The organism is Pseudalkalibacillus hwajinpoensis (assembly GCF_015234585.1).
Taxonomy (GTDB): Bacteria; Bacillota; Bacilli; order Bacillales; family Guptibacillaceae; genus Guptibacillus; species Guptibacillus hwajinpoensis_B.
The window spans coordinates 111,079-128,089 of record NZ_JADFCM010000008.1; the positions used below are offsets into that span (position 1 = coordinate 111,079).

14 protein-coding genes and 1 pseudogene are annotated in these 17,011 nt (G+C 40.6%); 7 read left to right on the forward strand and 8 right to left on the reverse strand.

Annotated features, from left to right (window positions below; genetic code table 11):
* Positions 1-127 precede the first annotated feature (127 nt).
* Together IQ283_RS12160 and IQ283_RS12165 are read right to left on the reverse strand one after the other, a co-directional pair.
* Complete coding sequence (locus tag IQ283_RS12160; protein ID WP_194220420.1) at positions 128-1,228, reverse strand: M24 family metallopeptidase; 1,101 nt, start codon at positions 1,226-1,228, stop codon at positions 128-130.
* Between the two features lie 42 nt (positions 1,229-1,270).
* Positions 1,271-2,665, reverse strand: a complete 1,395-nt coding sequence (locus IQ283_RS12165; protein ID WP_194220421.1) for a sodium:solute symporter family protein — start codon at positions 2,663-2,665, stop codon at positions 1,271-1,273.
* 544 nt (positions 2,666-3,209) lie between these two features.
* On the opposite strand from IQ283_RS12165, the gene IQ283_RS12170 reads away from it, so the two are divergent.
* Positions 3,210-4,619 carry an MBL fold metallo-hydrolase gene (locus IQ283_RS12170; RefSeq protein WP_194220422.1) on the forward strand — a complete coding sequence of 470 codons (1,410 nt, stop codon included), beginning with the start codon at positions 3,210-3,212 and terminating at the stop codon, positions 4,617-4,619.
* Between the two features lie 42 nt (positions 4,620-4,661).
* Here IQ283_RS12170 and IQ283_RS12175 read toward each other — a convergent pair whose 3' ends face one another.
* Positions 4,662-5,825, reverse strand: a complete 1,164-nt coding sequence (locus IQ283_RS12175) for an MFS transporter (RefSeq protein WP_194220423.1) — start codon at positions 5,823-5,825, stop codon at positions 4,662-4,664.
* Between the two features lie 183 nt (positions 5,826-6,008).
* Here IQ283_RS12175 and IQ283_RS12180 point away from each other — a divergent pair, with 183 nt between their 5' ends.
* A complete protein-coding gene (locus IQ283_RS12180; RefSeq protein ID WP_194220424.1) occupies positions 6,009-6,611 on the forward strand; it encodes a TetR/AcrR family transcriptional regulator in 603 nt (200 codons plus the stop codon).
* Between the two features lie 314 nt (positions 6,612-6,925).
* Here the strand turns inward: IQ283_RS12180 and IQ283_RS12185 are convergent, their stop codons facing one another.
* The 3 genes from IQ283_RS12185 to IQ283_RS12195 are packed head-to-tail and all read right to left on the reverse strand — an operon-like array spanning position 6,926 to position 8,046.
* Positions 6,926-7,171, reverse strand: a complete 246-nt coding sequence (locus IQ283_RS12185; RefSeq protein ID WP_194220425.1) for a hypothetical protein — start codon at positions 7,169-7,171, stop codon at positions 6,926-6,928.
* Positions 7,155-7,691: an RNA polymerase sigma factor gene (locus IQ283_RS12190; protein ID WP_242057332.1), complete on the reverse strand. Its 537-nt coding sequence runs from the start codon at positions 7,689-7,691 to the stop codon at positions 7,155-7,157. The genes IQ283_RS12185 and IQ283_RS12190 overlap by 17 nt, the downstream gene beginning before the upstream one ends.
* Positions 7,681-8,046 carry a hypothetical protein gene (locus IQ283_RS12195; protein ID WP_194220426.1) on the reverse strand — a complete coding sequence of 122 codons (366 nt, stop codon included), beginning with the start codon at positions 8,044-8,046 and terminating at the stop codon, positions 7,681-7,683. The genes IQ283_RS12190 and IQ283_RS12195 overlap by 11 nt, the downstream gene beginning before the upstream one ends.
* A 133-nt stretch (positions 8,047-8,179) precedes the next feature.
* On the opposite strand from IQ283_RS12195, the gene IQ283_RS12200 reads away from it, so the two are divergent.
* A complete protein-coding gene (locus IQ283_RS12200; RefSeq protein WP_194220427.1) occupies positions 8,180-8,755 on the forward strand; it encodes a hypothetical protein in 576 nt (191 codons plus the stop codon).
* Between the two features lie 45 nt (positions 8,756-8,800).
* Here the strand turns inward: IQ283_RS12200 and IQ283_RS12205 are convergent.
* A pseudogene (locus IQ283_RS12205) lies at positions 8,801-9,122 on the reverse strand (DUF3870 domain-containing protein).
* Positions 9,123-9,234: 112 nt separating this feature from the next.
* Here IQ283_RS12205 and IQ283_RS12210 point away from each other — a divergent pair.
* From IQ283_RS12210 to pruA, 4 genes are all read left to right on the forward strand, one after another.
* Positions 9,235-10,026, forward strand: a complete 792-nt coding sequence (locus IQ283_RS12210; protein ID WP_194220428.1) for an SDR family oxidoreductase — start codon at positions 9,235-9,237, stop codon at positions 10,024-10,026.
* Between the two features lie 173 nt (positions 10,027-10,199).
* Positions 10,200-11,486 carry a PucR family transcriptional regulator gene (locus tag IQ283_RS12215; RefSeq protein WP_194220429.1) on the forward strand — a complete coding sequence of 429 codons (1,287 nt, stop codon included), beginning with the start codon at positions 10,200-10,202 and terminating at the stop codon, positions 11,484-11,486.
* 829 nt (positions 11,487-12,315) lie between these two features.
* The gene (locus tag IQ283_RS12220) at positions 12,316-13,233 is read left to right on the forward strand and encodes a proline dehydrogenase family protein (RefSeq protein ID WP_194222206.1); all 918 of its coding nucleotides are present in this window, start codon (positions 12,316-12,318) and stop codon (positions 13,231-13,233) included.
* Between the two features lie 30 nt (positions 13,234-13,263).
* Positions 13,264-14,811, forward strand: coding sequence for an L-glutamate gamma-semialdehyde dehydrogenase (gene pruA / locus IQ283_RS12225; RefSeq protein WP_194220430.1), 1,548 nt, complete (start codon positions 13,264-13,266; stop codon positions 14,809-14,811).
* 290 nt (positions 14,812-15,101) lie between these two features.
* Here the strand turns inward: pruA and IQ283_RS12230 are convergent, their stop codons facing one another.
* Complete coding sequence (locus IQ283_RS12230; protein ID WP_194220431.1) at positions 15,102-16,694, reverse strand: ATP-binding protein; 1,593 nt, start codon at positions 16,692-16,694, stop codon at positions 15,102-15,104.
* Positions 16,695-17,011 lie beyond the last annotated feature (317 nt).

The following is a 17,011-nucleotide window of genomic DNA, read 5'->3' on the forward strand; positions in this document are numbered from 1 at the left end:
TATCAAAAAGTTTAGCTTACGTGAATGATGGAGATGAGAAAATAATCATGTAGACGAACAAAACGAAACACTAGAAGGAATTCACCATATAAAAAAAAACGCCCTATGAAAGGCGTTCCTTCGGAGCTTATTCAATAATTTGAAGTTCTTTCGGATACTTTGTTAATGTTTCATACCCTGTTTTCGTAACAAGAACATCATCTTCAATTCGAACCCCGCCTACTTCAGGTACATAGATGCCTGGCTCGATCGTATATGTCATTCCTTCAACTAGAAGAGAGTCGTTGTTTTCACTCATAGATGGATATTCATGAACTTCAATTCCAATTCCATGACCGATGCGATGAGGGAACTGGTCTCCATATCCAGCGTCTGCAATGATTTGTCTCGCCGTTTTATCAAGATCCCCAAGTCTTGTTCCAGGTTGAGAGATATTGAGCGTTTCAAGCTGCGCGTTCAATACGACATCATAAATTTCTTTTTGCTTTTCATTCACCTCTTTATAAGCAACTGTTCGGGTAATGTCTGAACAATAGCCATCTAACACCACACCAAGATCGAATAAAACGAGGTCGCCTCTTTTTAGCTTACGATCGCCAGGGTTACCGTGTGGCTGTCCTGCTTTTTCACCGAAAAGCACCATTGTTGAAAAGGACATTTCACGAATTCCTTTTTTCTTAAGTTCGTACTCAATCGTTGCAAGAACTTCCATCTCAGTACAACCTTCTTGGAGCGCTTTAACTCCCGTCTCAACTCCGAAGTCTGCTAGTTCAGCAGCTCTTCTTAGGATCTCTAATTCTTGCTCATCTTTAATCAAACGTAGTTCGTGAAGTTTCTCTTCAGCACTTGTAAATGAAACAGATGGATAACGTTTCATAATTTGTTCAGCGCGTCCATAAGAGAGTGTTTCTTTCTCTATAGCTACCTGATTCGCTTCTTTAATACCGCGACTCTTCAAGGCATCATGGATAAATTCCCATGGATCATCGGCATCTCCATGTCCGATAATCTCATGTTTCCATCCTGCATCTCTTGCTTGAGATACTTCCATTCCCGGACAAACTAGAAATGGCTCTGCATCCGGGAAAATAAATAAACCTAATAGTCGTTCATGTGGTTCACATTCAAAGTTGGAAAGATAGAATACATTGGAAGAAGAGTGAACAAACGCAAAGGTTTGTCCAGTTTCTCCTAGCCAATTCGAAAAGTTCTCTAAACGATGATTCATTTTTTTCACAACCTGTTCTTTAAAATTTGTATGACTACTGATTTATACAGACTTTGTTTTATTTGTCGTTAATAATGTTACGACAATTAATACGATAACAGCTACTGGAACAGCGAAAAGAACACTATTTAGTTCAAATGGTTTTGCAAGTGGGATTTCCCAAACAAGCGTTGTCACCACACCGGCGATCATAGAGGATACACCGCCATAAAGGTTGACGCGTTTCCAGAAGAAGACAGCTAATACGGCAGGAGTAATACCAGCTCCGTAAACGGTATAAGCATACATTTGAACAGATAATACTGTAGGGAAGAAGCTAATAATGACATAAGCAAGAACCCCGAGGATGACGATGAACCATTTGGTCATGACTAACAACTGCTTATCAGTCGCATCCTTTTTTAAATATTTTCCGTACAGATCATACGTGACGTTTGTAGCGGCAGAAAGAAGGTAAGAGTTACCTGTAGTGATAATAAATGCTGTTGCTGCTGTTAATAAAATTCCCCCGACAAACGTTGGCATCACGACAGTTGTTGCCATCAGTGCCATCCCTGGATCAATATCAGGGAAGATAGAACGTGCTGCAAAAGCGATTAAACTAATTGTTGGAGAAATCAGAAGCATCGCCACGAGCCAACCAATTTGGGCTTTTTTCGATGAACGATCTCCACTTGATGAAGCCAACCGCTGATACATGTTTTGGTCAGCCAATAATAGAAAGAGAGAAGGTAATAAATAACCTAATAATTGAATGTTCGATAGCTGGCCGCTAAATGTTAAGTGTTCTTTTGGTACATTCGCCAGGATGCTGTCCCAACCACCAGCAATAATAAATATGGTTGGTAATGTAATTCCTAGCCCGACAACCATTAAAATGGCACTTACAGCGTCAGTAGGAGCTACCGAGCGTAATCCACCAATCGTTGCTAGGAAGATGATAAGAGCAGCACCGATAATAGTACCTGTTTCAACTGAAATACCTGTTGTCAGATTCAGAATGAAACCAAACCCTTTCATCTGATAGGAAACAATTCCTACATAGGCAAGAATAATGATAATGCCTGCCAGCGTCCTCGCGAATGAACCGTATTTTTCCTCAAGAATTGAAGATACAGTATATTTCCCAAATGCTCGGATTCTTGGAGCAATGATATAAAGAATCAAGATACCTACTATCGTTGGAATGGCCATAAGAAACGCAGGAATAATGCCATAGCTATATGCCATGGACGTTTCGCCACCTGAGATGCTTCCACTACCTGTCCAGGTTGCTAGCAGTGTACCCGTTAATACTAGAGCACCAAGTCCTTTACCAGCGAGAATAAAATCCTCACTATTTGACACTTTTTTAGAGAAATAAATTCCAAGTCCCACCATGAGAATGCCATAAGCGATAACAAACCATAGAAGGTTAGGATTGTGTGTAATTTCCATTACGTAAACGTCACTTCCTTGTCTTAGTTGTGTTTTTTCTTAGGTGCGCACCGTTAAATATGCTATCACAACAAATTGGGTAATAAAAAAAGTGGGAAATAATCTCTATGGAATACTTTGGGAATATAACTGATGACAATCTAAATACACACTACTTTATTCACCTATTATTGGTCATTATTTGTATTTAATAGAAAACAATTCAAGTAAAGTAGTTATATAGTACTGAATCGAAAAACTTTGTAGATTAAATAAAAGCGCTATTATTTGGATTTTTAATATAATTTAAACAATTTAAGAATCGATAAACATGTGAATTGAAGTAAAGACTAGAAAATGACGTTCTGTTAAGAGCTATTTATTGTGTTCAAGATTGGAAATAATCCAGAGCACTCTTTTTTCTTTAGAAGGGGAAAATGAGGTTTTGAAGAACTAGTTATTCAGGGTATAAAGCAAGAAGGTTGATGAAAAGTTTAAAAAAGTTTATGATGAAATCAAATACCCTGTGGGGTAATTAACAATACGTTTTCGGGAGGATTAAATCATGTATTTACGTACTTTCTTTGATGAGAAATTGGCACAGTATTCTTATATGATCGGTTGTCAACGAACTGGTGAAGCGCTTGTGATTGACCCGGCGCGTGACGTGACACCGTATTTAGAAACAGCGAAAAAGGAAGGGTTTCACCTTGCGGCCGCAGCTGAAACGCATATACACGCCGATTTTGTATCAGGCGCTAGACAATTAGCTGAAAAGCATGACGTGAAATTATATTTATCAGATGAAGGAGATCAAGATTGGAAATACGGTTATCTAGAAGGATTAAATGTCGAACTAGTAACGGACGGTTCGATTATTCGCGTTGGTAATGTAGAACTTCGCGTGATGCATACCCCAGGCCATACCCCGGAAAGCATTTCGTTCGAACTCACTGATCGCGGTGGTGGCTCAGAAGTACCAATGGGCATTTTCACAGGAGACTTTGTCTTTGTGGGTGATATTGGTCGTCCGGATTTGCTTGAAAAAGCCGCAGGCGCTGTTGGTACAGCGGAAACTGGAGCGAAGGCGATGTTCCAATCACTTCAAAAATTTAAAGAGCTACCAGAATTTCTAACGGTTTGGCCAGGACACGGTGCAGGTAGTGCTTGTGGGAAATCTCTTGGTGCTGTGCCGCAATCAACAGTGGGCTATGAGCTCCGAAATAATTGGGCTTTGAAAGAAGAGAACGAAGGGGAATTCGTTAAAGAACTATTAAACGAACAGCCAGAAGCCCCAACATACTTTGCCGTTATGAAAAAGGTGAATAAAGAAGGACCTAACGTGTTATCAGGGGAAGAACTAGAAAAGATTATGAATGTTGATGAGTTCCGTGCGCTTGCATCGAAGGACAACACAACAATCGTTGATACACGTCCTGCACAGGATTTTGCAGATGGGCATATTGATGGAGCGATTAATCTTCCATTTAATAAAGCCTTTACGAATTGGTCAGGCTGGGTTCTAGATTATGATCACGATCTTCTCCTCATTGCAGACGATGAGCAGGAAGATGAGATTGTGAAGGCCTTACATTCGATTGGCATCGACCATATACGTGGCTATGCAAGTCCAGAACTTCTTTCCCAGTGGGACGATCTAGAGGGATATTCCTTTATCTCAACGGAACAATTGAATGATGTTTATGATAAAGACGATGTTTATGTTGTAGATATTCGAAAAGAAAATGAATGGAACGCAGGCCATATTCCTGGTGCTAATCATCACATGCTTGGCTATTTAGAAGATCAGGCGAATGACATTCCAGAAGATAAAACAATCGTCGTTCACTGTCAGTCTGGCACTCGTTCAGCAATCGGAACAAGCTTACTACAATCACTCGGTTTCAAGGACATTTTAAACTATAGCGGTGGCTTTGCTGCATGGGAAAAAGATGGAGATAAAATCGAAAAATAATCAAAAAAAAGCGTAAAGCAGACACTGCTTTACGCTTTTTTCTTATGCACTCATTTCAGTTTCTAACGTAGCCGGCTTAGGCTTCATTAGCATTAATCCGATTCCTCCAGCACTAAGGACTGCTGCAACGAGGAACGGTGCGTGAGCTGATACTCCTTGACCAATCAAACCGGAAAGAACAGGAGCAATGGCAGCACCGAGCCAGCGGAGGAAGTTGTATCCTCCTGACGTAATGCTTCTTTCATATGGAGAAACCTCCATAACGTAGCTTGTAAATAACGCGTTATTTAGTCCAGAAGCAAGACCTGAGACGATCACGACAGTAATCAGAAGAGGTGTTGATGGAACAACAAATAATAGTGCTAGTAAGATAGCAAAAATCAATAAGCTATACGGAAGAATCTTCTTAGGTAGAAACTTCTTCTCAAGCTGGTGACTTAATATGGCTGATCCATAGGCGAGCATTAATCCCCAGCCAAAGAAGACAAATCCAATTTGAATCGCATTAAGTCCGATAATTAGTGGCGTATAAGCCAGAACTACAAAAAATCCATAGTAATAAAGCATTGCTGCAAGAGCGGAAGTTAGGAATGGCTTGTATGAGAAAAGCCCTTTTAACTCACTCATTCCCACAGGTTTGCGTTTTTGTTTGCCATTTGGTTCAAACACAAAGAATAGAACAAGGCAGAATGCAGCTAGAATTAAGATGGACGTTGCAAAGAAAGGGAATCTCCATGAATAACCACCAAGAACACCACCTACAAGTGGTCCGCCCGCCATTCCAAGTCCAATAGCTGCCTCATAGTAGCCAACGGCTTTTTGCGGGTCTTTAGATAAAGCGATTAAAAGCGTCATAGCTGTCGCGAAGAACATAGAATTACCAAATCCCCAACCTGCTCTAAAAATAGATAGGCTTGCGATTCCATTTGAAAGAGCGCAAAGCAGTGCAAAGACCGTAACGATGAATAAACCAAATACCATCATGCGCTTATCACCAAATCGACTTGCAAAAATACCGGCTGGAATCATCATAATCGCCATTGTCAAAATGTAAGCAGTAAACAGCATTTCAACCTGCCAGTGGTTCGCGCCAATTTGCTCTGCGATCGTTGGAAGAATCGGATCGACAATCCCGATACCCATAAACGCAAGGAAGGTGGCGGCGATCGTTATCCATCTTGCTTTCGTGAATTTCTTTTCATTCATTAAACTTAACCTCCTATAAAAATCGTTCAAAAAGAACAACGGTTGTTATTTATACAACAAGTGTCGTAAAATATTGTAACAGAGTCATGAAATTGAGCAATAATCAAGTTTTCGAGAAACGTTGTCTAAACGACGTGTTGTTAAATTTTGTTGAGAAAAAGTTTAATTTGGAGGAGATTTCTTATGAAAGAGAAAGAAGACCCACGTGTTACCCGAACACGAAAGCTCTTACAGGATGCGTTTATCCACCTAATGGCAGTAAAAGAATATGAGAAAATTACAATTGCTGATATTACTAAAGAAGCGACTGTTAATCGCGCTACTTTTTATTTGCATTATCAGGATAAAGAAGAGTTACTACTTCAAACGGTTGATGAAATGCTGAGGCAGCTTTTTGGCGAGGCGCTGACGATCCCACCTGGTAATTTACCAATTGATGATTTGCAACGATATATTGCAGAGCACATTTTCTCAAGCATTGCCGAATATGATAAGTTTTTTCACGTCATGTTAATCAAAAAAGGAATGCCGAACTTTCTTGATCATATGCGTAGCTTTTTCTTTGATTTCTATGACAATCGAATTGCGAAAGGAAGGTTCGATCCTTTGCCGTTACCAAGTGAAGTCATCGCAAGCTATATCGCTTCTGCGTATACAGGAATGATTTCCTGGTGGCTTGAAAATGACATGCCCTACACACCAAAGGAGATGGCTGAGCAAATGATTCAGTTGAATCAGAAGGGACCAACTGGGATTTTGAAGATGCATGTGAGGAAGCGAGAGTAGGCAATAAAATCACGATGTTACGAAAATAAATGAAATGACTTGCGAAAATATAATGTACTTTCGTAGGAGGGTTCATATCTTATTAACGCTAGATTCTTTGATATAAAAGTAATTAATGGCCTTGTTTTTTAGTACTTACAGAGGAATTGTGAGCTATTGATAAAAATGATGTAGAAAGCAAAATGGGGTATAAAAATGTAATGGAAAAGGGAAGATAGGATTCCGGTGTTTTGAGAATAGCTGATAACTCGGATGTATTTGCCTCCTACGTATGGGAAAGGGACCTTCAAAGGAGGTCCCTTTCGAATGGATATCTAAAGAATGAATAAGAAACTTGCCGATAGAGCAATGGTTACGACGATCGGACCTAATTGGATTTTTAGTAAAAGTCCTGGTGTTATGGAGTGATTTTCTAGTGGATTTTTTACTGGTGTAGCTAAAAAATCAGCAAGTCGATTACTTTTTTTGTGTTTATAGGGAATAGGAGGAACATCGACAGTGTACTGGTCGAGCTGTTCACGGAGTTCTTCAGGTAGGTCGTGCTTATAGTGTGATTTCATCATTTTGCCCCTCCAATAAATCTCTTAAGTGTTTGATCGCTGTAGATAATCTTGATTTAACGGTTCCAACGGGGATATCTAGAACGTTGGCGGTTTCTTCTTGAGTCATATCGTGATAATAGATGAGAAGGATAACCGACCGATGTTTTTCCGAAAGTTCCTTAATAGCCCACTGAATTGTCATCTTCTCAACAGTATCACTAGAGAAACTTTCTTCTCCCTTGACTAGAAAGGGAAGGAGTGATTGCCACTTTTTTCTCCGTTTAATTTTATTGATCATCAGCTGATAACCGATTTTAAATAGATACGTTTTAAGCGATGCTCTTGAGACGTCATAGCGGTTCTGGTATTTATGGAATTTAACGAATGTATCCTGCACAATGTCGATACTAAACTGCTCATCCCGCGTATAGCGATAGATAAATCGATAAAGCGGATCTTTGTACATAAGATAAATAGTCTCAAATGTCATAGATACGGCTGCTTCGAAGGAATAATCGCCACTTTCCTTAAAACTCATTCGGCCAGCGCTCTTTTATCCCTTTATAGGTGTAAGCCAGTCGAAAAATAAACCAGAGAAACGTGATAAGTGGAAAAACAAACGTTTGATGTAGAAAGAACTGAACAAATGGATTTTCGATATTCTCACCTTTAATTAGAAAAACAAATAGCCCAGTAATGCATAGGAATGAGTAAATGGACGACGCAATCATGACATAATCCCAACGTGACCAGTAGAAATAAAGATTTGTTTTTTGAAAGTCGATTCTCCCATTCGTTTTGTGAACATGTTTTTGAAGCGTTGCAATTAAGACGGCAAAAATGGTCCCGAGAACTCCTGCCATCACTAACCCCATGATCCAACCGATTGCCATGTAATTCACACCTTTCATTTCTATATTTTCACATATTTATACAAATATAGGAGTGATAAAGTTCATTTTCATGATGAGATTTTTTATACTGGGTAAACTATAGGCTAAGTGAAATACGAAGGCGGGTAAAAAAATGATTAGAAAAAAATGTTGCGTGGGTCTACTTTTTGCGTTGCTTCTATTTATGAATAACGCATATTCTGTTCAAGCTGAGCAAGAAACCAATTTAAATGAGGTTACCTATCTCAAATCAGAAACGAAAAAGGACGCTGCCATTGAAAAAGTGTTTGCTAAAGAGTTCGGTCTTAAGAAGGGGACAGACTCCATTCGTTATTACTACAATAAAATAGACTTAAACGATGATCAGATACCTGAAACGTTTGTCTATTTAGTTGGTCCAATGGTATGTGGGACTGGGGGATGCAGTGGACTCTTGTTAGAAGAAAAGGATGGAGATTATATCGTGAAATCTCGTTTTTCTTTAGTCAGAATCCCAGTCCTCATTCAAAATGAAACAACGAACGGATGGAAGAACATTGTGATGTATGTGGAGGGTGGAGGAGTAGAGCCTGGCTATCACCAGCTGAAATTTGACGGAGAAAACTATCCTTCCAATCCATCTGTTCAACCGATCTTGGAAGAGGATAAGATAAAAGGGATAAGGATCATAAACGATGAAGTTGCTGAAGATACTGGCATTGTATTTTAAAGAGAAGTAGAGGACAAATAAGATAATTTGTCCTCTACTCTTTTTTTATGTGTTAAGAGGTTCAGGATGCAGCTCGTATTGCTTGTGAGCATCCTTAAGAGCAGCAGCAAGAGCATTTACCGGCTTTTCCAAGATAGCCCTCTTTTAACTGATGGAGAGGGTCTGTAATACCATCTTTTAAACTGAATCCTTTGAGTAATTGTTTAACGAACTGTTTGCTATGGTCTGTTGCGAGTTTGCAAGATGCGTCGACGATTACGCCATACTTTTTATCAACTTCAAGAGTGAGTGTTAGGGTGTCTGAAATATTGTTAGCGGCCATGCCAGTTGGGAGTTTTGAGTGGCCGGCAACGAAAAGGGTGTTCATGAATCAAATCATCTCCTTTCATTTGGTAACGTTTTCAATAGTGTAGCATAACAAGACTTGTTATCGAGTGGTAGAATAGTAGAAAATGGGATTTAGAATGGAGTGGATAGGAATGGATCTCAATCTAAAAGGAAAATCAGTCGTCGTAACAGCTGCAAGCAAAGGACTTGGAAGAGCTTCGGCCCTTGCATTTGCGAAAGAAGGTGCTCATGTCATTTTATCAAGCAGAAGTGATGATGAACTTAAAAAGGCATGCGAAGAAATCATCTTAGAGACAGGGAATGAGCACGTTACTTGGATCGTTTGCGATATGACAAAAGCGGATGATATTAATCGATTGATGAAGTTTGCTGCGGAAACGAATGGTACAGTCGATGTGTTAATTAATAATGCGGGCGGTCCTCCAGCTGGAGGATTTGAGGATTTTAGTGATGATGATTGGCAAAATGCGTTTGAACTGAATCTATTAAGTTTTGTTCGAACGTCAAGAGCAGCCATTCCATATATGAAAGAAAATAGATGGGGAAGGATTTTGAACATTGCTTCATCCTCCATTAAACAATCACTAGATAACTTGATCCTCTCGAACACATTTCGAGCAGGAATTGTGGGACTAGCTAAAAGTCTTTCCCAGGAGTACGCAGAGCATAATATTCTTGTCAATACCGTAGGCCCAGGACGTATTGCTACGGATCGTGTGGAGCAACTTGATCAAATCAAGGCACATCAGTTAGGCATTAATGCTGCTGAATTAAAGAGTCAGGCGGAGCTATCAATCCCAATGAAACGATATGGGGAGCCTGATGAATTTGCGAAAACAGTTGTTTTTCTTGCTTCAGGAGCAAATACGTATATGACAGGCCAATCGCTCGTTGTAGACGGCGGACTTGTAAAAGCACTTTAAACGGAAGAAGAACGCATCCATTTGGTGCGTTCTTTTTTCTTTGTGAATCTGCGCTAATCATTTTTCTTTTAGGAAGAAACCGATATAATAGAAGAAGATGAAGAATTACTAATTCTGGTATTGCTAAACCCTTTGGTTTTAATGTAATTGGCGGTACAGGGGAGGGTTAAATAATGGTAGAAGCAAAAGAGCGCATTCTTGAAGCGACAGATATTCATAAAGCGACTGAAATGATCAGTGTCGCAACGAATAAGCCGGTCATTATTGAAAACAAAAACTTTGAACTCATTTCATATAGCACGGCATCGGAGAGCTTTGATCAAACGCAGCAAAAGACGATTCTCTATAAGAAATGTCCAGTGTTTATTATTGATCGTTTGAAAAAAGAAGGGATCGTTCAGCAGCTTGAGAACAACGAAGCTCCGATCCGGATTGCTCCAATTGAGGAAATTGGTTTTTATCAACGTATTGTTGTGAAAGCCATTTATGAAGAGCGGACAATGGGATATCTTTGGGTGCAAGAAACGAATAGTCCTCTGACGGAAGAAGAGGTTGCTTTTCTTACTGAAATCACACCTCACATTGGAAAGCTTATTCATGATTCTTATCAAAAAGGGAAAGAACATGAAGGGAAGCAGGAGAAATTGCTTTGGAACGTACTCCTTCATGAATATGAAAGTGAAAATCAAATGAGGCGTAAAGCCCAGGTGGCGAGCTTGCCATTACCTGAGCGTTTTTCCGTACTCGTCATGTCAATTGCTGAGCCTACTCAGGAGCCTTTGTTAAATGAAGTTCTCGAGCTTTTATCCCGTTTTAAGAGGCATAAAATTCAAGTTCTGAAAACTGAGCTTCAAATCGTTGCTGTTATTTCAGGTGATAAAAATAGAAAAGGCTCAGCTTTTGAAAATAGCCGAGAGCTTATAGAGTATGTAAAAAGTGCGTTAACTCATGAAGAATTTTATTCTTTCTTGATTGGGATTGGGAAAGAATATACGGAGCTCATTGAGATGAGGAAGAGCTTCTTGGAAGCATTAGAAGTGATTGAGACAGCTGACTTCATTGGTCCAAGGCCAGATGTCATGCCACGTGAGTTCTCAAAGCTTGGCGTCTACCGATATCTTGCCGCCCTATATGAGAAAAACAATACGGAGCATTATTTTAATCAGAATTTGCTTAACTTGATGGAAAAGGATTCGGTTAGTCATTCCAGTTTGTTAAAGACGCTAGAAGTGTATTTATCGAACAACGGTAAGGGGAAAAGCACCGCGGCTGAGCTATTTATCCACCCAAACACGCTGAACTATCGCATGAAGCAGATTCAGGACTTAACGGATATTGATTTTGATGATTTTAATATGAAAAGTCACATATATATCGAGTTGTTGTTGCTAAACAACATACCGTCTTACTATAATCGGTACCTTTCTGCAGTAGAGGAACAGAAAAGTACTGCGAAGTAGCCTATTTGAGTGGGCTGGGAGCTTGTTTATTGACCAAACTGGGAAGCTGCACATTGTGCAGCTTCTTTTCTGTTGTTTGGGACTGGAAAGTGTGGCGCAATAGCTGGTTTTCGTGGGAGAGAGTGGTTTATTGGCCAAAATGGAGATATATTGTCCAAAATCAGAATATATTGGCTAAAATCCAGATATATTGTCCAAATCCGAAATATATTGGCCAAACCGGAAATTCCGATCACTAAACGGGGGCTCCGCTTTTCACGGCTCCAGTGCCTGTCGCCCCTAACCGCCCACTTTCGCTTTTCCCGAGATCCAGCTACGACTCGCAGAAACTGCGATATTTCACTCTTTCACCAGAACACAAAAAGCGTGTTCTAGTTCAAGAGTTCCAATATCTCCGTTTCTAAACGCTCGTCTCCGCTTTTCCCTAGATCCAGCTGCAGTGGGCAGGGGCTCGATCGCTTCACCCCACAAAATGAACACAAAGACCGTGTTCTTTTTGAGGGGCTCCAGCGCTTGTCGCCCATAAACGCCCACTTTCGCTTTTCCTGAGATCTAGCTGCGCGGGCCAAATCCTCCGGCTGTTTCACCCAATCGAATGAGACAAAAAGCGTCTCACTCTCATGGGCTCCAACATCCTGCGGATTTAAACGGGCCCGCTCCGCTTTTCCTATTGTGTTTAAACCACAAAATCTCAGCAAACTATTGTGTCCTGACCACGTTGCCAGATGGGGGTTAAAATCGATATAATTTTCACAAGAAAACAAAAACTTTCTTTGGAGTAAGCTTGATGAATGATTGGAGATATAGGGTGAAAAGGAGCGTGGTAGAGTTGGAAGCCATCAACAAGAGTTTTTTCCTTTTTCTCGCTAGTAGGCCCTCGCTTGATCGGCTCGCCAAACGATGGGGTAGTAAGTTTGGGGCGGATAAGATTGTTGGGGGTGAGACTTTTGAGCATGCGGTGCCTCTTATTCAGAATTTGAATAGTCAGGGGCTTCGGGTAACGGTGGATCATCTTGGGGAGTTTGTTTCTTCTGAAATAGAAGCGAAGGAGCGGACTCAGGAGTGCATCAATACCATTCGCATGATTAGTGCTCATCAACTAAATTCTCAGATGTCTTTGAAAGTCACTTCACTTGGTCTTGATATTAGCCATGATCTTGTATGGCGTAACATGATTGAGATTATGGAAGAAGCGGTGAAGCATGATGTATTCGTCACGATCGATATGGAAGATTCGACACGAACGGAGGCAACGCTTCAGCTTTATAAGGACCTGAAGAGAAAGTACGACAATATTGGAACGGTTGTTCAGTCTTATTTATACCGATCCGATCAAGATTTAGATGATTTAAATGAAGTAAAGCCGAATTTACGTCTTGTGAAAGGGGCGTATAAGGAAGCCGCGAAGGTTGCTTTTCCAGCGAAATCAGATGTGGATCATAACTTGAAGCAGCTGATAAAGAAACATTTATTGAATGGGAATTTTACAGCCATCGCTAGTCACGATGATGCCATCATTAACTTTACGAAAGAATTCGTGAAAGAGCATGATATTCCGAAAGATCAATTTGAGTTTCAAATGCTTTACGGCATGCGAAGCCAGAGTCAGCTAGATCTTCTAGCTGAAGGTTATGCGGTAAGAGTATACCTACCTTATGGGAACGATTGGTATGGGTATTTTATGCGGCGGTTGGCGGAACGACCTGCGAACATCGCCTTTGCTTTCAATGGAATCTTTAAAAAATAAACTTCTTATATTTGAAAGGGGAATTTACTCATGGTAGTACCATACAAACACGAACCGTTTACTGATTTTACTGTTAAGGAAAACAAAAAGGCTTTTGAAGAGGCTCTTAAACTAGTAAAAGAAGAACTTGGTAAAGATCATGATCTTCTCATCAATGGTGAGCGTGTTAGCACGGAAGATAAAATTGTTTCCATTAACCCTGCGAACAAGGAACAAATCGTTGGTCGCGTATCAAAGGCAACGAAAGAGCATGCGGAACGCGCGATTCAAGCTGCAGATGAAGCATTTGAAGGTTGGAGAAAATGGTCCGCTCGCTCTCGTGCTGAGCTTCTATTCCGCGCAGCTGCGATTGTCCGACGCCGCAAGCATGAATTCTCTGCTTACCTGGTGTATGAAGCAGGTAAACCGTGGAAAGAAGCGGATGCTGATACTGCAGAGGCAATCGACTTCATGGAATACTATGCTCGTCAAATGATCGAGCTAGGTGAAGGGAAAGCGATTGAAAGCCGTCCTGGAGAGCAAAACCGTTACGTTTATACGCCAAGCGGAGTTGCCCTTGTTATCCCTCCATGGAATTTTGCGTTTGCGATTATGGCAGGGACAGCAGTAGCGCCACTTGTTACAGGAAACACAGTACTTCTTAAGCCGGCAAGTGCAACACCGGTTGTTGCAGCGAAGTTTGTTGAAGTGCTTGAAGAAGCTGGGCTTCCTAAAGGTGTATTGAACTTTGTGCCAGGTAGCGGAGCTGAAGTAGGGGACTATCTCGTTGATCACCCGAAAACATCGATCATTACCTTCACTGGTTCTCGTGAAGTTGGTACGCGAATTTATGAGCGCGCGGCGAAAGTACAGCCAGGTCAACAACACTTGAAGCGAGTGATCGTTGAGATGGGTGGTAAAGATACGATCGTTGTGGATAAGGATGCTGATCTTGAACTTGCTGCACAGGCAATCGTTGTCTCAGCATTTGGCTTCTCAGGTCAGAAATGTTCTGCAGGCTCCCGTGCGGTCATTTTGAAAGAGGTATATGATCAGGTTCGTGATCGCGTTGTTGAACTAACAAATGAGCTTACACTAGGTGAAACGACAGGTCCAGATGTGTACATGGGACCAGTCATTGATCAGGCATCATTTGATAAAATCATGAGCTATATTGAAATTGGGAAGGAAGAAGGGCGCCTCGTTGCTGGTGGAGAAGGCGATGATTCGAAAGGGTTCTTCATCAAGCCAACTGTATTTGCAGACCTTGCTCCGAAATCACGCATGCAGCAGGAAGAAATTTTCGGACCGGTTGTTTGCTTAACGAAAGCAGATAACTTCGATGAAGCGATTGAAATTGCGAATAATACGGAGTACGGCTTAACTGGTGCTGTGATCACGAATAATCGTGCACACATTGAGCAAGCGAAAATGGATTTCCATGTAGGTAACCTATACTTTAACCGTAATTGTACGGGCGCGATTGTTGGGTACCACCCATTTGGAGGATTCAAAATGTCCGGTACAGATTCAAAAGCAGGTGGACCGGATTACCTTGGACTTCACATGCAGGCAAAAACTGTCTCAGAAATGTATTAATTAGTAAACACCATTAGTTTAAAAAGGCTGTTCCCCCTAGCAGAGGGGAACAGCCTTTGTTTGGTTATAGCTAGTACGTGAAACGTGGGTGAAAAAGGGAGTGTATCTATTTGAAGATTATGGCTGCCATTGTCTTCACGATCGGTATTATCCTTGTTCTATCCTTCTTGGTTAGAACTAAAAGGCAAGAGCTTAACAGCATGAGAAAAGTATGGACTAGACGCAATAGCGATTGGGATTTTACTCCTTACGTTCATCGTCGTGTTGAGCATGTGAGGAAAAAGAGAAGCTCAGTTCTCTTCTTGATGGTAAGGGAGAATGAGCCTGGCTTTTGTACCTTTTCCTATTTCTGAATCAATGGATATTTCTCCATTATGAGCTTCCATAATATCAAAGCAAATCGATAGTCCAATCCCAAGCCCGCTTCTTTTCGTACTAAAGAAAGGGGTGCCAAGCTGTTTCACTTCTTCTTCGCTCATTCCTTTGCCATCATCTTCAATGGAGATAACCGCATTTTCCTCGTTTTTTGTTAAATGAACCGAGATTTCCCCGCCTTCAGGCATAGCTTCGATCGCATTCTTGATAAAATTAATAAGCACTTGTTTGATTTGTGAGGAATCCATACAAACCGTAATATTCTCAGTGTTCGCATCGAATTCAAGTTGGACATTATGTAAGTGAGCATTGCTTTTCATTAATTCAACCGTCTCAAATACAAGTGGATTTAACTCGTTGAGCGTTCGCTTGCTGATCGTCGGTTTGCCCATCATAACAAATTGATTCACAAGATTTTTCATGCGTTCGAGTTCAGCTCTAATGATACTAATGTAATTGGCTTGTTCCTCATCTACATCTAAAAGTTGTGTGAAGCCAATGATTGATGTAAGTGGGTTGCGGATTTCATGAGCAAAGCCAGCACCTAGTTTTCCGATTGCAGAAAGCTTCTCAGATTGAATGACCTGTTCTTGTAGTTGATAATAAGAAGTCATATCTCGGAATTGAGCGAAAGCTCCGCTTAGCTGTTGGTTGTGATCGTAAAGAGGCAAAATATCGAGTAAGCATTTACGTTCATCGTTTTTAAAAAAAGTGATTTCGATATCTTCGATGCCCTTTTTTTTCGAAAGCACATGATCGAAAAACGGTTTAAGAGTAGGGATCTCGGTAATTGGATAGCCAATCATTTTGGTTTTGTTAAGTCCCGTTAGTTTTTCAGCGCTTCGATTGAATTCTTTTATTTGTCCATCTTGATCTGAAATGACAATCCCGATTGGAGTGGCACGCATAAGCATCTGATTATAGAGATGGAGCTGTTCGTTTTGCTTGTTAACCTGGATCTCCCGTTCAATCGTATCTATAGAAGATGAAAGCAAGCCTAGATGTAATTGAGACGCATATTTCTTAGTTGTCATGAGGGAGATCGTACCGATAATTTCCCCATTATGATAAGCGTATGGTGCTGAGTAGCAAGCCACATCTTCAAAGCAATAGTGATAATGATCATCCCCAATGAGATGAATCGGTTCTTGGTATTTTAAGGCAAGTGTAATGGCGTTCGTACCAGCCGTTGCTTCATCAAACTTAACGCCATTTTGAATGCCGAGTGACGCTGTCATTTGTTCGAAGGATTCATCGCCATATGAATCTAATACATAGCCCTCGTGATCAGTTGTAACCACGACGGTTGGAGTGTCAGATAAAAAGCTAAGGAGCTTTTTCATGAATTTTTGTATGATGGAGAGGGAACATGAGTAATTTTGTAAACGAAGCGCTAACTCTTCTTCTGAAAGTAAAACGTGAAGAACAGGAATTGAGTTTGGATCCAATTGATAGACATGTTCGCATGTGTTTTTAGAATATTGGATTTGAATTTCACGTTGCGTCATGAGGCATCCTCTTTTCCTGGAGTAGTGATGTTTTTATGTAAAAAATTTTTATATTACATTTAATAGAATCATTTTTTTATAGATTATCATACTTTGGTCCCTGCTGGTTAGTTTTTACCATTAGTAATACATGATTCTACTTGATTTTGTCGAAGGAAATTGTAATCGCATTCGTAGATACTTTATAATGAAGCCATTTAGATGGGAGGGTAAATCGTGCTTGATTATATAGAAGAAATCGAAGTTAGAAAAGAGAAGCATCATACGGGGAAGGGACTATTGTATTGGGTAATCCAAAAGTGATGATCGAGATGACA